The organism is Mycobacterium colombiense (assembly GCF_001672755.1).
GTDB lineage: Bacteria > Actinomycetota > Actinomycetes > Mycobacteriales > Mycobacteriaceae > Mycobacterium > Mycobacterium colombiense_C.
This window is the reverse complement of record NZ_LZKI01000010.1, coordinates 54812-80123: the sequence shown is the minus strand read 5'-3', so window position 1 is coordinate 80123 and position 25312 is coordinate 54812. Positions and strand designations below refer to the sequence as shown.

The 25312-nt window shown below is 68.9% G+C and carries 25 protein-coding genes and 1 pseudogene; 8 read left to right on the top strand and 18 right to left on the bottom strand.

Annotated features, from left to right (window positions below):
• Positions 1-60 precede the first annotated feature (60 nt).
• Genes A5708_RS02075 through ssd form a run of 3 tightly spaced genes read right to left on the bottom strand, consistent with a single transcriptional unit; the run spans position 61 to position 3067 of the window.
• On the bottom strand, positions 61-858 hold the full coding sequence (locus A5708_RS02075) for a type II secretion system F family protein (RefSeq protein WP_065027032.1): 798 nt from the start codon (positions 856-858) through the stop codon (positions 61-63).
• Complete coding sequence (locus A5708_RS02070; protein ID WP_065027031.1) at positions 855-2018, bottom strand: TadA family conjugal transfer-associated ATPase; 1164 nt, start codon at positions 2016-2018, stop codon at positions 855-857. Before A5708_RS02070 ends, A5708_RS02075 begins: the two co-directional genes overlap by 4 nt.
• Positions 2015-3067: a septum site-determining protein Ssd gene (gene ssd / locus A5708_RS02065; RefSeq protein ID WP_065027043.1), complete on the bottom strand. Its 1053-nt coding sequence runs from the start codon at positions 3065-3067 to the stop codon at positions 2015-2017. Before ssd ends, A5708_RS02070 begins: the two co-directional genes overlap by 4 nt.
• 492 nt (positions 3068-3559) lie before the next feature.
• On the opposite strand from ssd, the gene A5708_RS02060 reads away from it, so the two are divergent.
• Entirely contained in the window at positions 3560-4417 is an 858-nt protein-coding gene (locus A5708_RS02060) for an HAD-IB family hydrolase (protein WP_065027030.1), read from the top strand.
• A gap of 462 nt (positions 4418-4879) precedes the next feature.
• Here A5708_RS02060 and A5708_RS02055 read toward each other — a convergent pair whose 3' ends face one another.
• From A5708_RS02055 to A5708_RS02030, 6 genes are all read right to left on the bottom strand, one after another.
• Complete coding sequence (locus A5708_RS02055; protein ID WP_065027029.1) at positions 4880-5638, bottom strand: oxidoreductase; 759 nt, start codon at positions 5636-5638, stop codon at positions 4880-4882.
• Between the two features lie 4 nt (positions 5639-5642).
• The gene (locus tag A5708_RS02050; protein ID WP_065027042.1) at positions 5643-7262 is read right to left on the bottom strand and encodes a dipeptide ABC transporter ATP-binding protein; all 1620 of its coding nucleotides are present in this window, start codon (positions 7260-7262) and stop codon (positions 5643-5645) included.
• A 44-nt stretch (positions 7263-7306) separates the two neighbouring features.
• On the bottom strand, positions 7307-8170 hold the full coding sequence (locus A5708_RS02045) for an ABC transporter permease (RefSeq protein WP_065027028.1): 864 nt from the start codon (positions 8168-8170) through the stop codon (positions 7307-7309).
• Positions 8163-9089, bottom strand: a complete 927-nt coding sequence (locus A5708_RS02040; protein ID WP_065027027.1) for an ABC transporter permease — start codon at positions 9087-9089, stop codon at positions 8163-8165. Before A5708_RS02040 ends, A5708_RS02045 begins: the two co-directional genes overlap by 8 nt.
• 2 nt (positions 9090-9091) lie before the next feature.
• Positions 9092-10720 carry a peptide ABC transporter substrate-binding protein gene (locus A5708_RS02035; protein ID WP_419538293.1) on the bottom strand — a complete coding sequence of 543 codons (1629 nt, stop codon included), beginning with the start codon at positions 10718-10720 and terminating at the stop codon, positions 9092-9094.
• A gap of 135 nt (positions 10721-10855) precedes the next feature.
• On the bottom strand, positions 10856-11398 hold the full coding sequence (locus A5708_RS02030) for a DUF4232 domain-containing protein (RefSeq protein WP_196772494.1): 543 nt from the start codon (positions 11396-11398) through the stop codon (positions 10856-10858).
• A gap of 134 nt (positions 11399-11532) precedes the next feature.
• Between A5708_RS02030 and acs the strand changes: the two genes are divergently transcribed.
• Positions 11533-13485 carry an acetate--CoA ligase gene (gene acs, locus A5708_RS02025; RefSeq protein ID WP_065027024.1) on the top strand — a complete coding sequence of 651 codons (1953 nt, stop codon included), beginning with the start codon at positions 11533-11535 and terminating at the stop codon, positions 13483-13485.
• Positions 13486-13494: 9 nt separating this feature from the next.
• Here acs and A5708_RS02020 read toward each other — a convergent pair whose 3' ends face one another.
• Entirely contained in the window at positions 13495-14193 is a 699-nt protein-coding gene (locus A5708_RS02020; RefSeq protein ID WP_155765842.1) for a S1 family peptidase, read from the bottom strand.
• A 262-nt stretch (positions 14194-14455) separates the two neighbouring features.
• Between A5708_RS02020 and A5708_RS02015 the strand changes: the two genes are divergently transcribed.
• Together A5708_RS02015 and A5708_RS02010 are read left to right on the top strand one after the other, a co-directional pair.
• Positions 14456-14998: a phage holin family protein gene (locus A5708_RS02015; RefSeq protein ID WP_065027022.1), complete on the top strand. Its 543-nt coding sequence runs from the start codon at positions 14456-14458 to the stop codon at positions 14996-14998.
• Positions 14999-15958, top strand: coding sequence for an alpha/beta fold hydrolase (locus A5708_RS02010; RefSeq protein ID WP_065027021.1), 960 nt, complete (start codon positions 14999-15001; stop codon positions 15956-15958). It abuts the gene before it with no gap.
• A gap of 10 nt (positions 15959-15968) precedes the next feature.
• On the opposite strand, the gene marP is transcribed toward A5708_RS02010, so the two are convergent.
• The 4 genes from marP to nth are packed head-to-tail and all read right to left on the bottom strand — an operon-like array spanning position 15969 to position 19381.
• Positions 15969-17162, bottom strand: coding sequence for an acid resistance serine protease MarP (marP, locus tag A5708_RS02005; protein ID WP_155765846.1), 1194 nt, complete (start codon positions 17160-17162; stop codon positions 15969-15971).
• Between the two features lie 5 nt (positions 17163-17167).
• Positions 17168-17983 carry an NUDIX hydrolase gene (locus tag A5708_RS02000; RefSeq protein ID WP_065027019.1) on the bottom strand — a complete coding sequence of 272 codons (816 nt, stop codon included), beginning with the start codon at positions 17981-17983 and terminating at the stop codon, positions 17168-17170.
• A gap of 29 nt (positions 17984-18012) precedes the next feature.
• Entirely contained in the window at positions 18013-18669 is a 657-nt protein-coding gene (locus A5708_RS01995; RefSeq protein ID WP_065027018.1) for a TlpA family protein disulfide reductase, read from the bottom strand.
• 31 nt (positions 18670-18700) lie between these two features.
• On the bottom strand, positions 18701-19381 hold the full coding sequence (gene nth, locus A5708_RS01990) for an endonuclease III (RefSeq protein WP_065027017.1): 681 nt from the start codon (positions 19379-19381) through the stop codon (positions 18701-18703).
• A gap of 173 nt (positions 19382-19554) precedes the next feature.
• On the opposite strand from nth, the gene A5708_RS01985 reads away from it, so the two are divergent.
• Together A5708_RS01985 and crp are read left to right on the top strand one after the other, a co-directional pair.
• A complete protein-coding gene (locus A5708_RS01985) occupies positions 19555-19950 on the top strand; it encodes a hypothetical protein (RefSeq protein WP_231117789.1) in 396 nt (131 codons plus the stop codon).
• Positions 19951-20054: 104 nt separating this feature from the next.
• Complete coding sequence (gene crp, locus A5708_RS01980; RefSeq protein WP_036465140.1) at positions 20055-20729, top strand: cAMP-activated global transcriptional regulator CRP; 675 nt, start codon at positions 20055-20057, stop codon at positions 20727-20729.
• 177 nt (positions 20730-20906) lie between these two features.
• On the opposite strand, the gene A5708_RS01975 is transcribed toward crp, so the two are convergent.
• From A5708_RS01975 to A5708_RS26585, 3 genes are read right to left on the bottom strand one after another with little or no spacing between them, the layout of a single operon-like run.
• Entirely contained in the window at positions 20907-21710 is an 804-nt protein-coding gene (locus A5708_RS01975) for an MBL fold metallo-hydrolase (protein WP_065027015.1), read from the bottom strand.
• A 4-nt stretch (positions 21711-21714) separates the two neighbouring features.
• On the bottom strand, positions 21715-22170 hold the full coding sequence (locus tag A5708_RS01970; protein WP_065027014.1) for a RidA family protein: 456 nt from the start codon (positions 22168-22170) through the stop codon (positions 21715-21717).
• A gap of 13 nt (positions 22171-22183) precedes the next feature.
• Positions 22184-22345: a DUF4177 domain-containing protein gene (locus A5708_RS26585; protein ID WP_007166633.1), complete on the bottom strand. Its 162-nt coding sequence runs from the start codon at positions 22343-22345 to the stop codon at positions 22184-22186.
• A 70-nt stretch (positions 22346-22415) separates the two neighbouring features.
• Between A5708_RS26585 and A5708_RS01965 the strand changes: the two genes are divergently transcribed.
• A complete protein-coding gene (locus tag A5708_RS01965; protein ID WP_065027013.1) occupies positions 22416-23435 on the top strand; it encodes an ArsA family ATPase in 1020 nt (339 codons plus the stop codon).
• Positions 23432-24582: pseudogene (locus A5708_RS01960) on the top strand (ArsA family ATPase). The gene A5708_RS01965 and the pseudogene A5708_RS01960 overlap by 4 nt, the downstream one beginning before the upstream one ends.
• 115 nt (positions 24583-24697) lie before the next feature.
• Here the strand turns inward: A5708_RS01960 and A5708_RS01955 are convergent.
• The gene (locus tag A5708_RS01955; protein ID WP_065027012.1) at positions 24698-25048 is read right to left on the bottom strand and encodes a WhiB family transcriptional regulator; all 351 of its coding nucleotides are present in this window, start codon (positions 25046-25048) and stop codon (positions 24698-24700) included.
• Positions 25049-25312: the final 264 nt, after the last annotated feature.

The window sequence follows — 25312 nt, the reverse complement described above, 5'->3', positions numbered from 1 at the left end:
CGCCCCTCCTCCTCATCGCTTCGCTCTGCATCGTCGCCGACACGGTTCATTCGCCGCCCCTCACGACGCCACCCCATCCGCAATGCGATCCGCCCACAGCAGGCCGACGCAGGCCAGCGCCGAGCCGACGAGCAGCAGCCACCCGCCCGCGTGTCCGCCCAGCAAGAAGCCCAGCGGGCGGGCCCCGATCAACTGGCCGAGCAGCACGCCGAGCGCCGGCAGCGCGGCCAGTATCGTCGCGGTTGCCCGCGCCCCGGCCATGCTCGACGAGACGCGGGCCGAGAACCGTTGCCGCTCAGCGATGTCGCGCTGGGCGGCGCGCATCAGGGTGGCGATGCCCAGCCCGTTGTCGCTGGCCAGCCGCCAGCACAGGGCGAGCCGCTCCCAGTGCGCCGGCAGCGCCGAGTCGCGGGCCGCGGCGGCCAGGCCGGCCGCGACGTCGGCTCCCAGCCGGGCCCGCGCCGCCACCGAACGCAGCGACGCCGCAACCGCGCCGACGGTGTCGTCGGCGGCGACGCCGAAGGCGCGCACCGGATGCGAACCGGCCCGCAACTCACCGACCAGCACCTCGAGCGCGGATTGCAGCGCGTCGCCCTCAGCCGCGGCGCGCCGGATGCTCCGGCGGCGCCGATACCGCAGACCCGCGGTCGCGCCCACGACCGCGACGCACAGGACGGTGGTCAGCGGCAGCACGACAACGGCGAGGCAGCCGATACCCGCGGCGACGCAGGCCGCCCCGCGAAGCCCGACCACCGGGAGCCGCGGGCGTCGTGAGGCCGACAGGCGTCGTCGCGGCGAGGGCCGAACGACGATGAGCGCCAACGACAACGGCAGCGCGCCGGCCAGCGGGCCGCTCATGCCGCCATCCGGCCGCGCAGCAGGCGCTGCAGCTGCGGGGCGGCATCCGTCATTCCCCGATCCGCATGCCACACGGTGATCGCGCGCACGCGACCGTGGTCGTTGTGCAGCGCGGCGATTTCGCTGAGCCGCCGCCGGCCGGCGCGGTCGCGCTCGACGTGCAGCAACACCTGCACCGCGGCGGCGAGTTGGCTGTGCAGCGCGGCCCGGTCGAGGCCGCCGAGCGCGCCCAATGCCTCCAGGCGGGCGGGCACCTCCCCGGGGCTGTTCGCGTGCACGGTGCCCGCGCCGCCGTCGTGGCCGGTGTTCAGCGCGGCCAGTAGGTCCACGACTTCGGCTCCCCTGACCTCGCCGACCACGATGCGGTCGGGCCGCATCCGCAGCGCCTGCCGGACCAGCTCGCGTACCGGAACCTCGCCGACGCCTTCGACGTTGGCGCACCGCGCGACCAGCTTCACCAGGTGCGGGTGCCGCGGGGCCAGCTCCGCGGCATCCTCGACACAGACGATCCGTTCGCCCGGCGGCACGGCGCCCAGCATCGCGGCGAGCAGTGTGGTCTTGCCGGCGCCGGTGCCACCGCTGACCAGGAACGCCAGCCGGGCGCCGATGATGTCGGTGACCAGGGCGGCGGCCGCGGGCTCGATCGCGCCGGCGGCGGTCAGGGCCGCCAGATCCTGGCTGGCGGGCCGCAGGACGCGCAGCGACAGGCAGGTGCCCGCGGCCGCCACCGGCGGCAGCACCGCGTGTAGCCGCACCGCGAAGCCGCCGGCGCCGATGCCGCTCAGCTCGCCGTCCACCCAGGGCTGCGCGTCGTCCAGGCGCCGGCCCGCGGCCAGCGCCAGCCGCTGGGCCAGCCGCCGCACCGCCGCCTCGTCGGGGAAGCGAATTTCGGTGCGCCGCAGGGCGGTGCCGTCGTCGACCCACACCGCATCCGGTGCGGTGACCAACACGTCGGTTGTCCCGTCCGCGCAGAGCAGCGGATCGAGAATGCCGGCACCGGTGAGCTCCGTCTGCAGGATCCGCAGGTTGGCCAGCACCTCGGTGTCGCCGAGCATCCCGCCGGACTCGGCCCTGATCGCGGCGGCCACCACGGCCGGTCCCAGCGGGCCGGCCTCGCCGGCCAACCGCTCGCGGACCCGTTCGATCAGCGAACCGCTCACGCCGCCTTGCCGTTCCGCCGCGACCCAACGGGCGGGAGCACGCCGAGCACTTGTCGGGCCGCCGCCGCGAGCGCCGAGCGCCGCCCTAACCGCAGGCCGCCGCGATCGACCTGCTCGGCGAGCTGCGGCTGCGCCTTGATCGAGGCCAACAGCGGCAGGCCGGCGATATCGGCGATCTCGGCTGGGCGTAATCCGGCGGGCGACGGCCCCCGCACCACCAGGCCGATGTTGGGATTGAGGGACGCCAGGACCGGCGCCAGCGCCCCGGTCGCCGCGCAGGCCCGCACGTCAGCGCGACTGATGACGACGACCAGATCGGCCGCGCTCAGTGCGGCCTGGGCGGCGTCGGTGAGCCGACGGGGAAGGTCGCAGATGACGCTGACCGCGCCGCGCCGTCCGGCGTCGACGATGGCGTGTACCGGCCCGGCGTCCAGCTCGTAACCGCGCCGGGTACCGGACAGCACGCTGATCCCGCGGTGCCGTGGCAGCGCGTCGCGGACGGCCGACCAGTTCAGCCGCCCGCCCTGCAACGCCAGATCCGGCCAGCGCAGGCCCGGCGCGCTTTCGCCGCCCAGCAACAAGTCGAGGCCGCCACCCCAGGGGTCGAGGTCCACCAACAACGCGTCCGTGGCGGCCTGGGCCAGGGCGACCGCGAGCAGGGACGCGCCGGCCCCGCCGCAGCCCCCGATGACGGCGACCGCGTGGCCGCGTGCCCCGTCGTCGCGCGACGATTCGCTGGCCTCGGCGAGTGCGCGGACCAGATCCGCTTCCTGCCCGGGCAGCCGCAACACATGTGCGGCGCCGACCCCGACGGCGGCCGCCCACGTCGTCGTCTCCGGTTCGGCGACCGTCAGCACGGTCACGTGGTCGCGGCGCGGCAGCGCCCATCGCCCGCAGCGCGCCGCCGCCCGCGCGTCCAGCACGACGGCCGCGGCCGCCGCCCAACTCTTGCGGCTGACCGGAGAACCGTCACCGGCATGCACCACCCGGACACCGGCGGCAGCCGCCACCCGGTCCAACTCGGCGCGCATCTCGGGCTCCGCCAGCATCGCGAACACACCCGCGGAACCCGTCGCGTCAACTTCGGAGCTGCTAGCCACCCGACCACTGTGCGGGGCCGTGACCTTGGCACACCAGTCCCAGATGCGCATTTGTGGATAGAGACGCGAGTGTGCACAAACGCAGCTCGAAGGCACCCCGCCAGCGACGACGGACACACTTTCCCGCAACGCACCCAGGGCCGAGCCGGGCGCCGTGCAGAGGAAAAAACCGACCCTAGAAAAGGGACGACCCCCGCCAGGGGGGGAGGAGGCGAGGGTCGTCGTGTATCAGCCCCGGGGGGTCGGGCTGATACACCCTCGGCTCAAGGCCGAGTAATGCTTACTATACACATGACAAGCCCGAGTAACGCAAGACATCATTTTCTGAAAAAACAGCTTGAGCCGCGTAAACACTGCTCCGCCCGCCCCCCGAACCCCGCTGAGCGGCCATTTCCGGTGCGGGATCACGGCGTCGCGGGACCGTCGACCTATGCTGGGTCGGTGACCGTCTTCGACCCGACCGCGGAGCAGTCAGCCTCGGAGCAAGCAGCGGCAAGCACCGCTCCGCACGCCCGAACGGCAGCCTTCTTCGACCTGGACAAGACGATCATCGCCAAGTCCAGCACCCTGGCGTTCAGCAAACCGTTTTTCAACCAGGGCCTGCTCAACCGCCGCGCGGTGCTCAAGTCCAGCTACGCGCAGTTCATCTATCTGCTGTCCGGTGCTGATCATGACCAGATGGATCGGATGCGCGCGCACATGACCAACATGTGCACCGGCTGGGACGTCGAACAGGTCAAGTCGATCGTCAACGAGACGCTGCACGACATCGTGACTCCGCTGGTGTTCGCGGAGGCGGCCGACCTGATCGCCGCGCACAAGTTGTGCGGACGCGACGTCGTGGTGGTGTCGGCCTCCGGCGAGGAAATCGTCGCCCCCATCGCGCGGGCGCTCGGTGCCACCCACGCGATGGCGACCCGGATGGTTGTCGAGGACGGTCGGTACACCGGCGAGATCGCGTTCTATTGCTATGGCGACGGCAAGGTGCAGGCGATCCGCGAGCTGGCCGCGCGCGAGGGCTACCCGCTGGAACACTGCTACGCCTACTCCGACTCGATCACCGATCTGCCGATGCTCGAATCCGTCGGCCACCCCAGCGTGGTGAATCCGGACCGCGGGTTGCGCCGCGAAGCCGTCGAACGCGGTTGGCCCGTAATGTCGTTCTCCCGTCCGGTATCCCTGCGCGACCGCATTCCGGCGCCCTCCGGTGCGGCGATCGCCACGACGGCCGCGGTGGGTATCAGCGCGCTGGCCGCCGGCGCGGTCACGTACTCGTTGTTGCGCCGCTACGCGTTCTGAGCGCGGCGGCATGCGGCAGCAAACTCGTTAAACGCGCAATCCAAAATGGATTCGGCGCCATTTCGCGAATTGCCCTTGCTGTGCTAGGGGTCTAGTAGTACAAAGGAACCACGGAAGCCCGGTGAGGCCTAGGTCGATCCGGAAGAGAAGGTTCGTTCTCCCAACCCGGGCGCCCAGCACGGTGCTCGGCACCCACGCGGAGTCATAGCCGCGAAAATGGCAGAAGTGTTGCGGGCCTGCGAAATTGCGAAAATGCGGAAGGTATCGACGGCCCTTTGGGTGGGGTCGCAACCAGAAGCGTCGTGAGATCGCCGAGGCCAACCCACGCAGCCCCGAGATGCACGCTTGGTAACCGAGCCCCGTGCTAGCGGGCGGCGGACCGAACATTCGGAACGTCGCCCGCTCTACATTTTTCCGGCCGTTTCTCCGGTGACGTTTCCCGGCCCTCGGTCACCGCTTCAGCTACCGGTTCGACATCGAGTCGGCAATCGACACGGCCTCTTGCGCACCGGCTTTCATCGCCCGGCAGCACAGCACCAGCCACGCCCCAACGCCCTCCGGTGTGCCGTCGGCGAATCCCTGCGCGGCATCGCGATACGCGGCGGGTTGGCGCATCCAGCTGACCTCGGGCACGCCCAGCCCGTGCGGGTCCAGCCCGCTGGCGATGGTCACCAATCTCGACACCGCCCGGGCCACCACACCGTCGGAGCTGCCGAACGGCTTCAGCGTCAGCAGTTCGCCGTGAGCGACGGCGGCAAGCACCGGCGCCGGCACCCGGGTGCGTCCGTTCACCAAGTCCGCCAACAACTCCAGTCGCGGGCCAACGCCTGCGTCCGCGCGCGGACGACCCAACCGCTCATCGTCGACCTGCTCCGCCGCGGCCAGCACGTGCAGTCGGGCCAGCGCCTGCAGCGGCGCCCGTCGCCAGATCGCGACTACGGGGCCTTCGCCGCCCTCCAGCGCCTGGGCCACCCGGAGCGCCCCTGCGAATACCGGATCACTGATCTGTCCGGCGTCGGCCAGATCCTCCAGTCGGACAGGGCCACCGTCCAGCACCGACGATGCGCGCGCCGCCCGCAGCGCCGCCTCGGCGGCGGTCACGGGCCAGCCGCGCAGGTTGGCGGGGTGGCGGTGGGCACGACCCAGCGCGTCGCGGGCGCGGTCACTGGCCTCGGCGACGCCGGGCAGCTCCATCAAGGGGGCCAGCGGATCAGCTGTCACAACGTCACAACCTATCCCCGTCGTATTTCGGCCCACGCGGGATGGCGTCCAGCAACTGCCGGGTGTACTCGTGCCCGGGGTCGGTGAACAGCTGCTCGGTGGATGCGTGCTCCACGACCCGGCCCGCCCGCATCACCAGGACGTCGTCGGCGATCTGCCGCATCACCGCCAGGTCGTGGCTGATGAACAGGTAGGCCAGTCCCAGTTCGGCCTGCAACTCGCCCAGCAGATCGAGGATCTGAGCCTGCACCAGCACGTCGAGCGCCGACACCGCCTCGTCGCAGACCAGCACCTCGGGCCGCAGCGCCAAGGCCCGCGCGATCGCGACCCGCTGACGTTGGCCACCCGACAGCTCGCGCGGCAACCTGCTCAGCACCGACGACGGCAGCGCCACCTGGTCGACGAGTTCGCGCACCGATTTCGCGCGGTGCCTGCGGTCGCCCACGCGGTGGATGCGCAGCGGTTCCTCGATGGCGCGGAACACCGAGTACATCGGGTCCAGGCTGCTGTACGGGTTCTGGAAGACCGGTTGGACGCGCCGGCGGAAGGCCATCATCGCGTCCCGATCCGTCGCGTCGGAGATCTGCGTGCCGTCGAAAACGACTGTGCCGGAGGTGGGTTGGAGCAGGCCGAGCGCCATGCGGGCCACCGTCGACTTTCCCGAGCCGGATTCGCCGACGATGGCCAGGGTGCGGGCCCGCTGCAGCCGGAACGACACCGCGTCGACCGCGCGAAACTCGCCGCGCCGCCACGGTGCGCCGTGCGAATCCCGGTACACCTTGGTGAGCTCCGAGGCGACCAGTATGTCGTCGCCTCGGGTGGGCGTCCGCCTGCTCGTGGGCGTCAGCGACGGAGCCGCGGCCACCAACCGCTGGGTGTACTCGTGTTGAGGATCTCGCAGAATGGTCCGTGCGGCACCGGTTTCCACCACAACGCCGCGGTGGACGACGACGACGCGCTCCGCCCGTTCGGCGGCCAGCGCCAGATCGTGCGTGATCAGCAGCAGCGCCGTGCCCAGTTCGTCGGTGAGCTTCTGCAGATGGTCGAGGACCTGACGCTGCACCGTGACGTCGAGCGCGGACGTCGGCTCGTCGGCGATCAGCAGCTGCGGACGACCCGCCAACCCGATGGCGATCAGCGCGCGCTGGCACATACCGCCCGATAGTTGGTGTGGGTACTTGCCCGCCTGCTTGGCCGGATCCGGCATGCCCGCCTGGGCGAGCAATTCCACCGCCCGCCGCCGCGCCTGACGGCCATTGGCGTTGGCCCGCAACGCTTCTCGTATCTGAAATCCGACCTTCCACACCGGGTTGAGGTTGGTCATCGGGTCCTGCGGCACGTAGCCGATGCGGCGCCCCCTGATCGAGCGCAGCAGCCGGCGGTCCGCCGACGTGATGTCGATCCCGTCAAACGTGATGCGGCCGGCCGTGATTCGCCCGCCCGGGGGGAGCAGCCCGAGGATCGCGGCGGCCGTGGTGGACTTCCCGGATCCCGACTCGCCGACCACGGCGACGGTCTGACCGCGCAGGACGCTCAGATCCACTCCGAGCACCGCGGGGGCGTGGTCGCCGAACCTGACCTCCAGGCCCTCGACCGTCAACAGCGGCGCTTCCCCGACGGTCATTTTGCGCCGCTCCTCACCGCTGCGCTCTGCATCGTCGCCGGCGGTCATGCGCGCCTGGACCGCGAGGCCGGATCCAGGGCGTCGCGCAGCGCGTCGCCCATCATCATGAACGCGAGCACGGTCATCGCCAGCGCACCTGCGGGATAGAACAGGATCGGCGATCCGGCCCGCAGCCGCGTCTGGGCGAGGTTGATGTCGCCGCCCCACGACACCACCGAACTCGGCAGGCCGACGCCGAGGTAGGACAGCGTGGCCTCGGTGACGATGAAGGCACCGAGTGCGATCGTGGACATCGCGATCACCGGGCCCACCGCGTTGGGCAGGGCGTGCCGGAGCAGCGTTTGAAACCTGCTCATCCCCAGCGCTTTAGCCGCGAGCACGTAGTCGCTGCCCCGCACCTCCAGCACCGCGCCGCGGGCGATCCTGGCAATCTGCGGCCAGCCGAACAGGGCCAAAATGGCGATCACCATCCACACCGTGCGATGGTGCAGCACCTGCATGAGCACGATCGCGGCCAGCAGCAGCGGCAGCCCGAAGAAGATGTCGGTGACGCGGGAGATGACGGCGTCGAACCATCCCCCGTAGAAGCCGGCGAGCGCGCCCAACGCCCCGCCGACGACGAACACCAGCAGCGTGGCGCCCAGCCCGACCGTCACCGACGCGCGCGCGCCGTAGACGGTGCGCGCGTAGATGTCATGGCCCTGCAGGTCGGTGCCGAACCAGTGCGCCGCCGACGGGCTGCGGAGGCTTTGGCTGGGATCGGCATAGCCGGGGTCGGCGTGGGTGAACAACGTGGGAAACAGTGCGACGAGAAGGACGAGGACGATCAGCACGGCGGCGATGACGAACTTCGGACGGCGGTGCAGCTTTCGCCAGGTCTCACCCCAAAAGCCAGAGTGCTCAGCCATAGCGGATCCTCGGGTCCAGCGCGGCGTAGAGCAGGTCCACCATCAGGTTGGTGATCAGATAGATCAGCACCAGCACCGTCACGATGGAGACCACCGTGGGCGCTTCTTGCCTGGTGACGGCCTGATAGAGCACGCCGCCCACCCCGTGGATGTTGAAAATGCCTTCGGTCACGATGGCCCCGCCCATCAGCGCCCCCAGGTCGGCGCCCAGGAACGTCACGACCGGGATCAGCGAGTTGCGCAGGATGTGCACGGTCACCACCCGTGGCCGTGACAGCCCCTTGGCGGTGGCGGTGCGGACATAGTCGGCGTGCGCATTGGCGGCCACCGCCGACCGGGTCAACCGGACGATGTAGGCGAATGAGACTGAACCCAGGACGAATCCGGGGAGCAGCAGGCGCGCGAAGGTCGCTCGTTCGCCGACGGTGACGGGCGCGATGCCCAGCTTGACTCCGAACAGGAATTGGGCCAGGAAGCCGAGCACGAAGATCGGGATCGCGATGATGATCAGGCCGGCGATCAGCACCGTGGCATCGAAGACTCCCCCCTGACGCAGCCCGGAAATCACGCCGAACCCGACCCCCAGCACCGCCTCGACGACCAAAGCGACCAAGGCGAGCCGGAGCGTGACCGGAAACGCATGTGCGAGAACGGCACTGACCGGCAAGCCGGAATAGGCGCGGCCCAGGTCGCCGTGCACAACGCCGCCCAGGTAGCGCAGGTACTGCACGATGAAGGGATCGTCGAGGTGATAGCGAGCGCGCAGCGCGGCGGCCACCGCCGGCGTCAGCGGGCGATCGCCGGCGATGGCGGCCAGCGGGTCGCCGGGCAACAGGAAGACCATGCCGTAGATCAGGAGGGTGGCGCCCAGGAAGACGGGCACCATGACGGCGATCCGGCGTGCGATGTACCAACCCATGTTCACGCCTTGACGATGTTCTCGTAGTCGGGCAGTCCGTTCCAGGTGACCTTGACGGCGCTGACCTCCGGCGACCATCCCACCACGGCGATGTAGTACCACAGCGGCACAGCGGGCATGTCGTGCAACAGGATTCGCTGCGCGACGTTGACGAGCGTCGCGGCCTGCCGGAGGTCGGGAGCCGCCTCGGCGGCGGCCAGGCCGGCGTCGAAGTCGCGGCTGGAATATCCGACGTCGTTGGATCCCGCACCGGTGGCGTAGAGCGGTGCGAGGAATTCGATCATCGACGGGTAGTCGCCCATCCAGCCCGCCCGGAACGCGGTGTCGATGGTGCGGTTGGTGATCTGGGTGCGGAACCCGGCGAAGGTGGGCTGCGGCGCACCGACGGCATCGATGCCCAGTATGTTCTTGATGCTGTTGGCCACCGCGTCCACCCACTCCTGATGGCCGCTGTCGGCGTTGTAGGCGATGGCGTACCGCCCGCTCCACGGCGAGATCGCGTTGGCCTGAGCCCAGAGTTGTTGTGCTCGTTGGGGGTTGAAGTCCAATGCGTCACTGCCCGGGATATTCGGATCGAATCCAGGCAACGAGCTGGCGGTGAAGTCGCGGGCCGGGCTGCGGGTGTTGTTGAAGATCTGCTGACAGATTTGCGGACGGTTGATGGCCGCCGACAACGCCAACCGGCGCAGCCGGCCTTCCTCACCCCCGAAGTGCGGCAGCCGCAGCGGCGTGTCGACGGACTGGCTGACGGCGACGGGCCCGCGAGCAGCGTTGCCGCCCAGGTCGCGCTGGTAGATCGTCAACGCGCTGGACGGGATCGTGTCCAGCACATCGAGGTTGCCCGACAGCAGGTCGGCGTAGGCGGTGTCCAGGTTGGAGTAGAACTCGAACCTCAGCCCCTTGTTGTGTGGCGTGCGGTTGCCGTGGTAACCGGGGTTGGGCCGCAGGTCGATTCGGACGTTGTGCTCCCAGGCGGGCCCGTCGGGACCGCCGGCGAGTTGGTACGGGCCGTCGCCGATCGGGTGCTGCCCGAAGGCGCTCATGTCCCGAAAGGCCGCCCGCGGCAACGGATAGAACGCGCTGTGGCCCAGTCGCAATTTGAAGTCGATGGTGGGCGCCTTCAGCCGGACGGTGAACTCCCGGTCGTTGATCACGCGTAGGCCGGACATGGTGGTGGCCGTCGGCTTGCCGTCGCCGCCCAGCCCGGCAACGGCGTCATACCCGTCGATGGGGCTGAAAAAGCTCTGCTGCAGTTGGGCATTGGTGCTCAGAGCCCCGTAGTTCCATGCGTCGACGAAGGAATGGGCGGTCACCGGCGAGCCGTCGGTGAACGCCCAGCCGGGTTTGAGGACGATCCGATAGTTGACGTTGTCGGTGGTGTCGACCGACTGGGCGACCTCCGGCGACGGATTTCCGGCGGCGTCGTAGGACATCAGCCCGGCGAAGAGCCGATCGAGGATCCGGCCGCCCTGGCTGTCGTTGGTGCCGGTGGGAATCAGGGGGTTCGGCGGTTCCCCGCCGTTGACCACCACCAGATCCGGGCTCAGCGCGCCGCCACCGCAACCGGCCAGCGAGGCGATCGTCAGCATCGCGGCGGCGACCGGGGCCAGCAAGGCCAACGGTATCCGCATCCCACGCATGACACCCGACCCTAGGGCCTGAAGTCGCCTCGGAGAGCAGCCCGACGGCAAACGGGAGCATTCGATCTAGTTGGCTACCCCGTCCCCGCGCGGGTCTACCGCCTGCTCAGAGCCGATTGACGTCGCTCAGACCGCGGTGATCGGGTGCACCTGGAGCGCGCAGGCGTCGATGGTCGCGGACACGGTCACCACATCGGTGGTGTCCGGCGGATTGACGACCAGGTCGGTATAGGTGGGGCACGGCTTGCCGTCGGCCTCGACGGCCATGCCCTCGACGATGGCCTGCCCCTGCGTCGATATCGACAGGATGACCGTCGGCGGCTCATTGACCCCGGTCTGCAGGCCGCCCATGTATCCGCGCAGCGTGGGCTGGGCGTGAATCAGCGGTCCCCCCGCACCCGAGTCGACCCCGGCGTATCCGGTCAGCGTGCACGGGTCGGCGCCACCGGCGAGGCTGAACATCAGGGTGAGCGCGCGATGCCCCACGGCGGCCTCGGCGGGCGAGGCGGTGACGGCGATCTGGTCTGACCAGCACGGCGTCGGCGCGTCGGCGTTGTCGGCAGGCATGGCCGATGCGGGCCACCCCAGCGTGGTGGCCGCCGCGTAAATCGTTGCGGCCCCGGCAAAGCTGGGGATTAGTCGGCGGATGCCCCGCCCATGACCCGGCACACGGGTGATTATCCGACATCAGGGCACACTTTGACCCCGGATTCGCGCGAGCCCACCACTCGCACAGCTACACCTCACACGGCTAGGCTCGCAGTCGGCCACCGAACGGCGCAGTCTCGACACAGGAGAACCCAGTGACCGCCACCAATACCGCAGGCCCGTCGTCGTACCCGCCGCCGGCGCAATTCGCCGAGCAGGCCAATGCCGGCGAGGAGCTGTACCGCGAAGCCGAGCAGGACCGGTTGGCCTTCTGGGCCAAGCAGGCCAACCGGCTGTCGTGGGCGACGCCGTTCACCGAGGTGCTGGACTGGTCGGAGGCACCGTTCGCGAAGTGGTTCGCCGACGGCAAACTCAACGTCGCCTACAACTGTGTGGACCGCCATGTGGAGGCGGGGCACGGGGATCGGGTCGCCATCCATTGGGTGGGTGAACCCGTCGGCGATCACCGCAGCCTGACCTTTTCCGATCTGCAGGCCGAGGTGTGCAAGGCCGCCAACGCGCTGACCGATCTCGGTCTGGTCGCCGGCGACCGGGTCGCGATCTACCTGCCGCTCATCCCGGAGGCGGTGATCGCGATGCTGGCCTGCGCACGCCTGGGGCTGATGCACAGCGTGGTGTTCGCCGGCTTCACCGCCAAGGCGTTGCAGGCCCGGATCGCCGACGCGCAGGCCAAGCTGCTCATCACCAGCGACGGCCAGTTCCGCCGCGGCAAGCCGGCGCCGTTGAAGGACGCGGCCGACGAGGCCGTCAAGGGCGACGACAGCCCCGTCGAGCACGTTCTTGTGGTGCGGCGCACCGGAATTGACGTGTCCTGGAACGACGGCCGCGACCTGTGGTGGCACGACGTCGTCGACGCCGCCTCCGCCGAACACACCCCGGAATCCTTTGAGGCGGAGCAGCCGCTGTTTCTGCTGTACACCTCGGGAACCACCGGCAAGCCCAAGGGCATCGTGCACACCAGCGGCGGCTATCTGACCCACGCCGCCTACACGCACTACTACGTCTTCGACATCAAGGCCGAAACCGATGTGTTCTGGTGCACCGCCGACATCGGCTGGGTCACCGGACACACCTACGGCGTGTACGGGCCGCTGGCCAACGGCGCCACCGAGGTCCTCTACGAGGGCACGCCCGACTCGCCCAGCCAGCACCGGCATTTCGAGATCATCGAAAAGTACGGTGTGACAATCTATTACACCGCGCCCACGCTGATTCGCACGTTCATGAAGTGGGGACGCGAGATACCGGACGCGCACGACCTGTCCAGCCTGAGGCTGCTGGGTTCGGTGGGCGAACCGATCAACCCCGAGGCGTGGCGCTGGTACCGCAAGGTGATCGGCGCCGACCGCCTGCCCATCGTCGACACCTGGTGGCAGACGGAGACGGGCGCCACGATGATCTCCCCGCTTCCGGGAGTCGCTGCGGCCAAACCGGGTTCGGCGATGAGGGCGCTGCCGGGCATCTCGGCCAAGATCGTCGACGACCACGGCGATCAACTGGTGCCGGGCATCCACCAGGGCGAGCACGTCACCGGCTACCTGGTGTTGGACCAGCCGTGGCCGTCCATGCTGCGCGGCATCTGGGGCGATCCCGAGCGATACATCGAAACCTACTGGTCCCGGTTCGCCGAGCAGGGCTGGTATTTCGCCGGTGACAGCGCCTATTACGACCGCGACGGCGCCATCTGGGTGGTGGGCCGCATCGACGACGTCATGAACGTGTCGGGACACCGGCTGTCCACCGCCGAGGTGGAGTCGGCGCTGGTCGGCCACGTCGCGGTGGCCGAGGCGGCGGTGGTCGGAGCGACCGATTCGACCACCGGCCAGGCCATCTGCGCGTTCGTCGTCTTGTGCGCGGATTACCAAGTGCACGACGGGATCGTCGACGAGTTGCGCGTCGAGGTGGCCCGGGAGATCTCTCCCATCGCCCGCCCGCGCGAAGTGCACGTGGTGCCCGAATTACCCAAGACCCGCAGCGGCAAAATCATGCGCCGGCTGTTGCGCGACATCGCCGAAAACCGCGAATTGGGCGACACCTCGACGCTGCTGGATCCCGGCGTCTTCGACGCGATCAGGGCGGCGAAGTAGTCGCACCGGTCAGCCCGGCAGCGGGCTGAACCCCGCACCCGGCCGGTGTTTTGCGTTGATGTCGGCGAGGGCGGCGTTGAACGACATCACCACCGCCGGGGTGTGCAGCGGAATGTACTTGATGATGCACGTCGGCAGGTTGTCACTGAATGCGCCGTGAATCATGCCGACCAGCAGGTTGTTGACGGTGACCGGCGCCCCGGAGTCACCCGGCTGGCCGCAGACCTGCATGACGATCGTGCCCGGATCCTGCCCCGGTCCCCAGGTGACGCCGCACGAATTGCCTGTCGTTCTGCCCTGTTTGCAGGCGATCTGGCCGAAGGCCGGGTCCGGTCCGATGCCGTTGATCACGAAACCGTTGTAGTTGGCCACCGGTGTCACCTTGGTCGGGTCGAACTTGATCACCGCGTAGTCCAGATTGTCGTTGCCCGAAACCATGGTGCCCAGTACGCCCGCGTTCTCGGCGCCCTCGGCCGCCACCTGCGCTCCGGGGCCGCCGCAGTGCGCGGAGGTGAAGCCGATCAGCTCGCCTGCGGCATCACCGCCGATGGTGGTCAGGGTGCACATCGTGTCGCCGTTGATGACGATGCCCGCCCCACCGCCCATCGGGATCCGGACGTCAGCGGCGGCGGCGCGGGCAAACGAACCCATCGCGGCCACGAGCAGGGCGACAATCGCCACCAGGAAGCATCGGTGCGCCCTCCGCACAGCCCCACTCCTATCGGTAGGCCGGACATCGCGACCGGCTTGGCCGAGTGTAATCGGCCGGGATGTGATGTTCGCGCTCTGAAAGCGCCTTGGCCCGGCGTCGTCGCCGACCGCCTTCTGGCCGAACGGAACTGGCCGTCGAGCGCTCGAACCTGCGGCGCGGTGCTCGTACCCGCCTCGTCTGGCTTCTCCTGCCCAGGCGCCACATGGCAACATAAACCGCGACGACAGCGAGCCGGGTGACGACGAAAGAGGACCGTCCGTGAGCAAAGCCGATGGCAAGAACGGTGTGCCCAGCACCCTGACCACGATTCCGTTGACCGACCCGCATGCCAAACCTGCCGAGCCGTCGATCGGTGATCTGATCAAAGACGCGACCACCCAGGTGTCCACGCTGGTGCGCGCCGAAGTCGAACTGGCCCGCGCCGAAATTACCCGGGACGTCAAAAAGGGTCTCACCGGCAGCGTCTTCTTCATCGCGGCGCTGGTGGTGCTGTTCTACTCCACCTTCTTTTTCTTCTTCTTCCTCGCCGAGCTGCTGGACACCTGGCTGTGGCGCTGGGTGTCGTTCCTGATCGTGTTCGGGATCATGGTGGTAGTCGGCGCCGTGCTGGCCCTGTTCGGCTTCCTCAAGGTGCGCCGGATCCGGGGGCCGCGCGAGACGATCGAATCGGTCAAGGAGACGCGCAGCGCGCTGACGCCGGGCCACGACAAGGCCCCCGGCGGCGCGAAGGCGCTCCCCGAGCCCCAAGCCAGGCACGCGAAGCCCGGTAACGGCGCTGCCGGCGATCCATCGGGTTGGTAGATGGCGCCGCCGGATCCGTCGGTAACCCGCATCGAGGGGCCGTGGCGCCATCTCGATGTGCACGCCAATGGCATCCGCTTCCACGTGGTCGAGGCGCTGAGCGACGCCGACGGCCCGCCCGCGACGGCGCGCCCGCTGGTGATGCTGCTGCACGGTTTCGGATCATTCTGGTGGTCCTGGCGTCATCAACTGCGCGGACTGCGCGGCGCGCGAGTGGTCGCCGTCGACCTGCGCGGCTACGGCGGCAGCGATAAGCCGCCCCGCGGCTACGACGGCTGGACGATGTCCGGCGACACCGCCGGACTCATTCGGGCGCTGGGGCACTCCTCGGCCACCTTGGTGGGCCACGCCGACGGCGGGCTGGCGTGCTGGGCCACCGCCTTGCTGCATCCGCGGCTGGTGTCGGCGATCGCGCTGATCAGCTCGCCGCACCCGGCGGCGTTGCGGCGATCCACGTTGACGCGACGCGACCAGGGTTACGCGCTGTTGCCGACGCTGCTGCAATACCAACTACCGTTGTGGCCCGAGCGCGTACTGACCCGGGACGACGGCGCCGAGATCGAGCGCCTGGTCCGCAGTCGCAGCTGCGGCAAATGGCTTGCCTCCGAAGACTTCTCCGAAACCATCGGCCACCTGCGGACGGCGATTCAGATCCCGGCGGCCGCGCACAGCGCACTCGAGTACCAGCGCTGGGCGGCGCGCAGCCAGCTGCGCGACGAGGGCCGGCGCTTCATGAAGTCGATGAGCCGGCAACTCAGCGTGCCGCTGTTACACCTGCGCGGCGAGGCGGATCCGTACGTGCTGGCCGACCCCGTCGACCGTACCCGGCGCTACGCGCCGCAGGGCCGCTACGTATCCATCGCGGGCGCAGGGCATTTCAGCCATGAAGAGGCCCCCGACGAAATCAACCGGCACCTGACGAAGTTCCTCGAACAGGTGCACCTGACCCGAGCCAGATAAGCGCGCCGGTTCAGCCGACGCAGGAGCCGGTGCCCACCAGCTGGGTGTCACCGATCCTGGAGAGCTGACTGGCCACCTCGTCGGCGGTCAACACGAACCCGGTGTCGGGATCGTCGACCGCCGCGCCGAACACCACACCGAGCACGTGACCGTCGAGGTCGATCAACGGCCCACCCGAATTGCCTTGCTCCACACTGGCTCTGATGGTGTAGACGTCGCGGGTGACCGGGGCCGGATCCCGGTAGATGTCGGGCCCGCTCAGCTTGATCAGCTCGCGAATCCTGGCCGGGGTTGCGGTGAAGTTTCCGCCACCGGGATAACCCAGGACTACCACGCTGGCACCGGTTTTCGCGTCGCCCTGCGCGAAAGCCAGTGGGGGCGGCGGCAAATTGGGCACGGCCAGGATCGCGATGTCGACGGCCGGATCGTACGACACCACCGTGGCGTCCAGCGGACTGCCACTGGCGTAGATCTGCACGCTGTTGGATCCGGCCACCACGTGCGCGTTGGTCATCACCCGGTCGGGCGCGATCACGAATCCGCTGCCCTCCAACACTTTCTGGCAGCTGGGGGCCAGGCTGCGCACCTTGACCACGCTGGGCGCGGTGGCCTGCACCACCGGGTTGCCGGCCAGCTCGGGATCGGGTGAGGCGACGGGAATGACCGGGGTGCGGCTGAACGGTTCCAGCACCGCGGGCAGGCCGGAGGTGTTCAGCAGCGCGGACAGCCGCTTGGGTACCGTCTTGAGCCAGGGCGGCGCTACGTCGTTGACCTGAGCCAACACTCGCGAACCGCGGACCGCGGCGGCCAGTTCCGGCTGGTCCTTTGACTGGGTCAGCGGCGTCGCCAACAACCACGCCGCGGTCAGCACCACGACCAGCTGGACCGCCACCCCGATGACCGAGTCGACCGTTCGGATCAAACGGCTGCGGATCGCACCCCGCACGGCGCGTCCCAACACCACACCTGCGACCTCGCCGATGACGACCAGCGCCAGGATCAAAAACAGTGCGGCAAACAATTTCGCCCGCGGGGCCGCGATGTGGCTGACCAGGTGGGGCGCCAGCAGTACACCCGCAATAGCACCGAGCAACACGCCGACGAACGAGAGCAACGAGCCCAGCGCGCCCGACCGCCAGCCCGAGATCGCCGCGATGAAGGCGACCGCCAGGACGGCGACGTCCAGCCACTGCGACGGGCTCATGGAATTCATCGAGATTCGCCCCCGTCGCCGACCAGCGCCATCGCCGCGTCCAATTCCCGCTCGTCGGTGGTATCCCACGGCTGGGCCCAGCCGGCGACGTCCAGCAACGCAGAAATCACCTGGCCGGTGAATCCCCAGACCAGCATCTCGTTGAGCAGAAACGCGGGGCCGGCCCATCGGCGGCCGAGATCGCCGCGGTACACCATCAGCCGGTTGTCCGGATTGATGAAGGCGCGCACCGGAACTCGCGCGACGATTGCCGTTTCGGCCTCGTTGACGACGGCCACCGGGCCGGGATCCGGCGAGTAGGCCAGCACCGGGACGACGTGGAACTGCGACGGCGCGATGAACATCTTTTCCATCGTCGCCAAGGGGGACAGCCTGCTGACATCGATGCCGGTTTCCTCGCGGGCCTCGCGCAGCGCGGTATCGATCGGGCCGTCGTCGGTGGGATCGGCGGCACCGCCGGGAAACGCCGCCTGGCCGGCGTGGTGGCGCAGGGTCGATGCCCGCACGGTGACCAGCAGGTCGGCCTCGTCGGGAAAACCGCCGTCGGGTGCGCCGGATTCGGGGCCGGAGAACAACACCAGCACGGCGGCTTCGCGGCTCGCGCCGCGCAGGGTCGCCACCGCCGACGCGGCCTTGGTGGTGATCATCGCCAGTACGTCGGCCGGCAGCCGGCGCCGGGCCGCGTCGGGAACGTCGTCGACGTGGTCGACAAGCGGACGCAGCCAGGGCGGGCAGGCGTCAGGCCTCAGCGGAACGGACCCGCGCGCGGGGGCGGGGTCCCCACTCCGCAGGGGCGAACCCCCAGCACTCACGGCCCCTCCAGTCGGTTCAATTTTTCCGCTTATCCCCTGTCGTTGCCGATCGCGGCCGCGATCTCATCGGCAGTGGTGAAAGCTCGTGGCAGCGTTTGGGCAACGCTACCGTCCGGCCGCAGGACCACCGTCGCGGGCATCACATTTACCACCCGCAGCGCGGCTGCGACCCGGCGACGACCGTCCTGCAGGGTCGGCAGCCGCACCCCGAGCTCGGCCAGCCGCAGCAGCGCCGCGGTCTCGTTCTCGTCTTGATGCACCGTCACCACCGTCACGTCCGAACCGGCCCGACGTTGATACTCGGCCATCGCGGGCAGTTCGGCCGCGCACGGCGCGCACCAATATGCCCACAGGTTGAGGACCACCCGGCGCCCGGCCAGCGCGCGGGCGACGTCGACCAGGGAGCCGTCGGCGGCGCAGTCGGCCGTCACCCCGCGCAGCGCGGCGGGACCGTCGCCAGTTCCGGCGCCGGGGCATGGCGGCAGGTCGGCGCGCTGCCGCGGACCTGCCAACGCGGCGGCCGTGTCGGCGTCGCGGTGTTCCCGGTCGGCCGCCGGCTGATCGCTCGCGGGCCTCGGCGTCGAGGCGGAGTCGTCGCGCAGCTGGGCGACCAGCGCCACGATCAGCGCCGCGACCACCGCCAGAATCGCGATGTGCCAGCGAGCCTTCCGGGTCAACGTCGGCATTGCGGTCCCTGCGCGTCGGTCGCGGGCCGGCTTACAGCCCGGCCAGCGCGAGCAGGTGCTCGGTTTCCGGGCCCTTCACCAGGGGAGCGGCCAACGCCGGTTCGGTGGGGCCGAGGCCGAAAGAGGGGCAGTCTTTGGCGATCAGGCAGACGCCGCATGCCGGTTTGCGCGCGTGGCAGACCCGGCGGCCGTGGAAGATCACCCGGTGGCTCAGCATGGTCCACTCACCGCGTTCGATGAGCTCACCGACGGAGTGCTCGATCTTGACCGCATCCTTGTCCTCGGTCCATCGCCACCGGTGCACCAGCCGCGTGAAATGGGTGTCGACCGTGATGCCGGGGACGCCGAAGGCGTTTCCCAGAATGACGTTGGCCGTCTTGCGTCCGACCCCGGGCAGGGTGACCAATTCGGCCATGGTCGACGGCACGTCGCCGTCGAAGCGTTCGACCAGGGCCTGCCCCAGACCGATCAGCGAGGAAGCCTTGTTGCGGAAGAACCCGGTCGGCCGGATCAGGTTTTCCAGCTCGGCGCGGTCCGCCTGGGCGTAATCCAGCGCCGACGGGTACCGCTTGAACAGTGCCGGTGTCGTCAGATTGACCCGCTTATCGGTGCTCTGCGCCGAAAGGATTGTGGCGACCGTCAATTCGAGCGGCGTGGTGAAGTCCAGCTCGCAGTGAGCGTCCGGAAATGCTTGTGCCAGAGCACGATTCATGCGCCGCGCCCGCCGCACCAGGCCGACTCGAGTTTCCTCGGACCAGCGTCGGGCATCGCCGCCGCCGGGCGAGGCCGGAGTCGATTTCGAACGCCCGGACGACTTAGCCGCTGTCACCTACGACAGAGTACTGATTTCGTGATCTCGCCGAGACCCCGAGTTGACACCAGGCGATGTTTACTCTTCGTGTGTCGTGGTTGCTGGTGGCCGGTATTCCGGCGCTGCTGATGCTGGCGGCGCTGGGCCTTGGGCGGCTCGAGTCCGAGCTCGCCCCAGGCGCCTTGGCGGTGGCCGACGTCGACGAATTCCTGGAGCTTGCCGGCGGTGTGGACATGCACACGCTGGCCTCCGAGGGCATGCCCGAGGCGTTGGAATACCTGCATCGGCGCGAGCTTGCGCAGCTGTCCGAGGCCCCGGCCAACGGGCGCGGCGGCGGACCGCGTCACGCCGCGCCGTCGTTTGCCGTCAGCTTCGTCGACCGCGATGAGATGACCTTGCCGACCCGGATCCGCGGCCATTCGCCTGTCAATCCGCAGTTTAGGGCACCTCGACACGCCAATCGTGTGTAGCGTTGGCACGTTGGACACAACGGCGTTCCTCTAGACTCGTCACGCGAGCAAGGGGTTAGCCTGCCCGTATCACATTAATTTTTTGGGAAAGTTGAAGAGGCAACGTGGACGAGATCCTGGCAAGGGCAGGAATCTTCCAAGGGGTTGAACCCGGCGCAGTCACAGCGCTGACCAAGCAGCTGCAACCCGTCGACTTCCCCCGCGGACACACGGTCTTCGCCGAGGGGGAACCCGGCGATCGGCTGTACATCATCGTCTCGGGGAAGGTGAAGATCGGTCGCCGCTCGCCCGACGGACGCGAGAACCTGCTGACGATCATGGGCCCCTCGGACATGTTCGGCGAGCTGTCGATCTTCGACCCGGGTCCGCGGACGTCCAGCGCCACCACCATCACCGAGGTGCGCGCGGTGTCCATGGACCGCGACGCGCTGCGCGCGTGGATCGCCGATCGTCCCGAGATCGCCGAGCAGTTGCTGCGGGTGCTGGCCCGACGGCTGCGCCGCACCAACAACAACCTGGCCGACCTGATCTTCACCGACGTGCCCGGCCGGGTGGCCAAGCAGCTGCTGCAGCTCGCCCAGCGGTTCGGCACCCAGGAGGGCGGCGCCATGCGGGTCACCCACGACCTGACGCAGGAGGAGATCGCGCAGCTGGTCGGGGCGTCCCGCGAGACGGTGAACAAGGCGCTGGCCGACTTCGCCCACCGCGGCTGGATCCGCCTGGAGGGCAAGAGCGTGCTGATCTCGGACTCCGAGCGGCTGGCGCGCCGAGCTCGGTAAAAGCGCGGGCCCGCCGGACCGTTCGGCCGGCCTTTGCCGCACCAGTCACATGGGCACCGCCGTGCGTCCCATGAAGCGACTTCACAACGCGCAAGCGCCGGCGCTAGCGAGTTTCGGCAGCACCGTATCCCACCCGACCCGGGATCCGTGGGGCGATAGTGACCTGTGCGAACGCAGTTACGCCGACGGCTCCGAGCGCAGGTGATTCAGCTGCACCTGCACCGACCACTCGGCGGCGTCCCACAGCTTCTCGTCGACGTCGACATAGACGTGCTCGACGATCCGCCGGGCGCTGGCGTCCTCCCCCAGCTCCCGCACCGCCGATCGCACCTGATCCAGTCGCTCCCGCCGGTGCTCGAGGTAGCCCTGCGCGACGCTTTCCAGATCGGTCAGGTCCGGGCCATGGCCGGGCAGCACCGTCCGCGGGCCCAGGCCGCGCAGCCGCCGCAGCGATTCCAGGTAGTCCGTCAGGCTGCCGTCCTCCTTGTCGAGGACTGCCGTGCCGCGGCCCAGGACGGTGTCGGCGGTCAACACGGCGTCGTCTATCAGGAAGGACAGCGAATCGGCGGTGTGGCCGGGGGTCGCCATGACCTTGATCTTGAGGCCGGCGGCATCGATCACCTCGCCGTCGGTCAGCTCGCCGCCCAGGCCGCGCAGAAAACCGCTGCCCGCCGAGCGGACGGTCGCGCCGGTGCGCTCGACCAGCTTGTCGATGCCGTCGGTGTGATCGCTGTGCCGGTGGCTGATCAAGACCAGGGCGATACGGCCGAGCGCGGCCACCCGTGCGATGTGCTCGTCGTCGTCGGGTCCGGGGTCCACGATGACCAGCTCGTCGCTGCGCGGGCCGCGCAGCACCCAGGTGTTGGTGCCCTCGAGCGTGAGCAGCCCGGGGTTATCGGCCAGCAGGACAGACGCGGTCTCGGTGACCGGCCGCAACTTGGCGTACGCGGGATGGGTCAGCGGCTCGGCGGCCTTGGTCACGGTGTCAGCCGACCTCGACGACCAGCTCCACTTCCACCGGCGCATCCAGTGGCAGCTCGGAGACGCCGACCGCCGAGCGGGCATGCGCGCCCCGCTCGCCGAACACCTCGGCGAGCAGCTCGGAGGCCCCATTGATGACGCTGGGCTGGCCGTTGAATCCCGGGGCCGAGGCGACGAATCCGACCACCTTCACCACCCGGGCCACCTCGTCGATACCCACCAGCGAATTGACGGCCGCCAGCGCGTTGAGCGCACAGATCCGCGCCATCGCTTTGCCCTCATCCGGGCTGATGCCGGCGCCGACCTTGCCGGTGGCCAACAGCTTGCCGTCCCGCATCGGGAGCTGGCCCGCGGTGTAGACGAGGTTTCCGGTGCGCACCGCCGGTACGTAGGACGCCAGCGGCGCAACCACCTCCGGCAGCGCGAGGCCGAGCTGCCCGAGCCGGGCCGAAGCACTCATCGGATGCGACCCTCTACTTGGGGCGCTTGAGATACGCGACGTGCTGCTCGCCGGTCGGCCCCGGCAGCACCGACACCAACTCCCAGCCGTCGGCGCCCCACTGGTCGAGGATCTGTTTGGTGGCATGCGTCAGCAGCGGAACCGTGACGTATTCCCATGCGGTCGGTTGGCTCATGCCGCGAGCTTATCGGTCGCAGGTGAACCGCTCCGGCCAGCCCAAGGGCCCGTCGGGCTAGCATGCGAAGGTGGCAACCACATTGGGCGGCGGAGCTGCCGTCGGCTGGCCTGCGCGCTTGACGAAGGCCCGTTTACATTTCGTGACCGGCAAGGGCGGCACGGGCAAGTCGACCGTCGCGGCCGCGCTGGCGCTCACCCTGGCCGCCGGGGGCCGCAAGGTGCTGCTGGTGGAAGTCGAGGGCCGCCAAGGGATTGCGCAACTCTTCGACGTCCCGCCCCTGCCGTATCAGGAGGTCAAGATCGCGACCGCCGAACGCGGCGGTCAGGTCAACGCCCTGGCGATCGACATCGAGGCCGCGTTCCTGGAATACCTCGACATGTTCTACAACCTGGGCATTGCGGGCCGCGCGATGCGCCGCATCGGCGCGATCGAGTTCGCGACGACGATCGCGCCGGGTCTGCGTGACGTGCTGTTGACCGGCAAGATCAAGGAGACGGTGATCCGGGTCGACAAGAATCGGCTCCCGGTTTACGACGCGATCGTCGTCGACGCCCCGCCGACCGGACGGATCGCGCGCTTCCTGGATGTCACCAAGGCGGTGTCCGATTTGGCCAAGGGTGGGCCGGTGCATTCGCAGGCCGACGGCGTGGTGAAGCTCCTGCACTCCGAGCAGACGGCCATTCACTTAGTCACCCTGCTGGAGGCGTTGCCGGTGCAGGAGACACTGGAAGCCATCGAGGAGCTTGCCGAGATGCAGCTGCCGATCGGCAGCGTCATCGTCAACCGCAACATCCCCACTTACTTGCAACCGGCGGATCTGGCGAAGGCCGCCGAGGGCGACGTCGATGCGGACTCGGTGCGGGCCGGATTGGAAAAGTCTGGAATCAGCTTGACCGACAAGGACTTCGCGGGCCTGCTGACGGAGACCATCGAGCATGCCACCGTCGTCGCCACCCGCGCCGAGATCGCGCAACAGCTCGATGCGTTGAAGGTGGCGCGACTGGAATTACCGGCCATTTCCGACGGTGTCGACCTCGGTAGCCTCTACGAACTGTCGGAATCGCTTGCACAGCAGGGTGTTCGATGAGCGTCACGCCCAAACAGCTTGATATGGCCGCCATCCTGGCCGACACCACCAACCGCGTCGTGGTGTGCTGCGGCGCGGGCGGGGTGGGCAAGACCACCACCGCGGCCGCGATCGCGCTGCGCGCCGCCGAGTACGGGCGCAACGTCTGCGTTTTGACGATCGATCCGGCCAACGGCTGGCCCAGGCGCTGGGAGTCAGCGACCTCGGCAACACGCCGCAGCGAGTCCCGCTGGCGGCGGAGGTTCCCGGCGAGCTGCACGCGATGATGCTCGACATGCGTCGCACCTTCGACGAGATGGTGATCCAGTACTCCGGACCCGGTCGGGCACAAGCGATTCTGGATAACCAGTTTTATCAAACGGTCGCCAGTTCACTCGCCGGCACGCAGGAGTACATGGCGATGGAGAAGCTGGGCCAGCTGCTGGCCGAGGATCGCTGGGACCTGGTGGTGGTCGATACCCCGCCGTCGCGCAACGCGCTGGACTTCCTGGACGCGCCCAAACGGCTGGGCAGCTTCATGGACAGCCGGCTGTGGCGGCTGCTGCTGGCGCCGGGCCGGGGCATCGGGCGGTTGGTCACCGGCGCAATGGGTTTGGCGATGAAGGCGATGTCGACAATCCTGGGTTCACAGATGCTCGGCGACGCCGCGGCGTTCGTGCAGTCGCTGGACGCGACCTTCGGCGGCTTCCGCGAGAAGGCCGATCGCACCTATGCGCTGCTGAAAAGGCGTGGGACGCAGTTCGTTGTGGTGTCGGCGGCCGAGCCGGACGCGCTGCGCGAGGCGGCGTTCTTCGTCGACCGGCTGTCGCAGGAAGGGATGCCGCTCGCCGGGCTGGTCCTCAACCGCACCCATCCGCCGCTGTGCTCCCTGCCGGCCGAGCGGGCGATCGACGGCAGCGAAATGCTGGACCACGACGCCGACTGCGAGGCGGCGTCGCTGGCCTCGGCGGTGCTGAAGATTCACGCCGACCGGGCGCAGACCGCCAAGCGGGAGATCAGATTGCTCTCCCGGTTCACCGGCGCCAATCCGCACGTGCCGGTCATCGGCGTTCCGTCGCTGCCGTTCGATGTCTCGGATCTCGAGGCGCTCCGCGCGCTGGCCGATCAGATCACTTCGGTCGGCGACGGCCGGGCAGCGGCTCGCTGAATCACTTTCAACTCCGCGGTCCGGCCTGCCTTAACAGAAACGTAATCACGAGCGGCGGGCCGGTCAGACCTACCGTCCACCAATCGGCGGGGTGACCCGTCGGCGCGGCGAAGGGTCAGCCGACGCTGCGGGTCCGCCTCTTGTCGAAGAAGTCCGCCCAGGAAACCACCTCGGGGTGCTGCTTGAGCAGGGCGCGGCGCTGCCGCTCGGTCATGCCGCCCCAGACCCCGAACTCGACCTTGTTGTCCAGCGCGTCTGCCCCGCACTCCTGCATCACCGGGCAATGCCGGCAGATCACTGCCGCCTTACGCTGGGCCGCGCCGCGGACAAACAGTTCGTCGGGATCGGTGGTCCGACATAGCGCCCTCGAGACCCAGGCGATCCGTTCTTCGGCATCGACACTGCGGAGTACCCCTTGTGCGGCTGCAATGTTTGTCCTACGCGCCGCCGGCCGTATTGGTGACACGAACTGTTCCCTTTCCCTACCGGCCGCCCGTCACGGCCGCCCTCCTTGGGGTGCAGATCCCGTCTCGCGATCTACGCCACACTGTGTACTTCGGTGTTACCTGAATCTCACCGTGTGTCTAAGTTAGGTGGTCAGGTGCCAATTGCGCAACAGTCCGATAACGCTTTTTTTGGGACGGGCGTCCAGCCTCGTACCAAAAGATCGGCGAGGAAGTGATCTTGGACACGCCTTAGCCCGTCTGACCTGTGCCGCAATTCGAAATTC

Bases quoted from the DNA above. Each gene is read 5' to 3' on its own strand.
- A5708_RS02035 (WP_419538293.1), bottom strand. From the start codon at position 10,720: ATGCGGATACCGTTGGCCTTGCTGGCCCCGGTCGCCGCCGCGATGCTG.
- nth (WP_065027017.1), bottom strand. From the start codon at position 19,381: ATGAATCGTGCTCTGGCACAAGCATTTCCGGACGCTCACTGCGAGCTG.
- A5708_RS02010 (WP_065027021.1), top strand. From the start codon at position 14,999: ATGGCGCCGCCGGATCCGTCGGTAACCCGCATCGAGGGGCCGTGGCGC.
- A5708_RS02045 (WP_065027028.1), bottom strand. From the start codon at position 8,170: ATGGCTGAGCACTCTGGCTTTTGGGGTGAGACCTGGCGAAAGCTGCAC.
- A5708_RS01995 (WP_065027018.1), bottom strand. From the start codon at position 18,669: ATGCCGACGTTGACCCGGAAGGCTCGCTGGCACATCGCGATTCTGGCG.
- marP (WP_155765846.1), bottom strand. From the start codon at position 17,162: ATGAGCCCGTCGCAGTGGCTGGACGTCGCCGTCCTGGCGGTCGCCTTC.
- A5708_RS01970 (WP_065027014.1), bottom strand. From the start codon at position 22,170: ATGAGTGCTTCGGCCCGGCTCGGGCAGCTCGGCCTCGCGCTGCCGGAG.
- A5708_RS02075 (WP_065027032.1), bottom strand. From the start codon at position 858: ATGAGCGGCCCGCTGGCCGGCGCGCTGCCGTTGTCGTTGGCGCTCATC.
- A5708_RS01985 (WP_231117789.1), top strand. From the start codon at position 19,555: ATGTTTACTCTTCGTGTGTCGTGGTTGCTGGTGGCCGGTATTCCGGCG.
- A5708_RS26585 (WP_007166633.1), bottom strand. From the start codon at position 22,345: ATGAGCCAACCGACCGCATGGGAATACGTCACGGTTCCGCTGCTGACG.
- A5708_RS02050 (WP_065027042.1), bottom strand. From the start codon at position 7,262: ATGACCGTCGGGGAAGCGCCGCTGTTGACGGTCGAGGGCCTGGAGGTC.
- A5708_RS02040 (WP_065027027.1), bottom strand. From the start codon at position 9,089: ATGGGTTGGTACATCGCACGCCGGATCGCCGTCATGGTGCCCGTCTTC.
- ssd (WP_065027043.1), bottom strand. From the start codon at position 3,067: ATGCTGGCGGAGCCCGAGATGCGCGCCGAGTTGGACCGGGTGGCGGCT.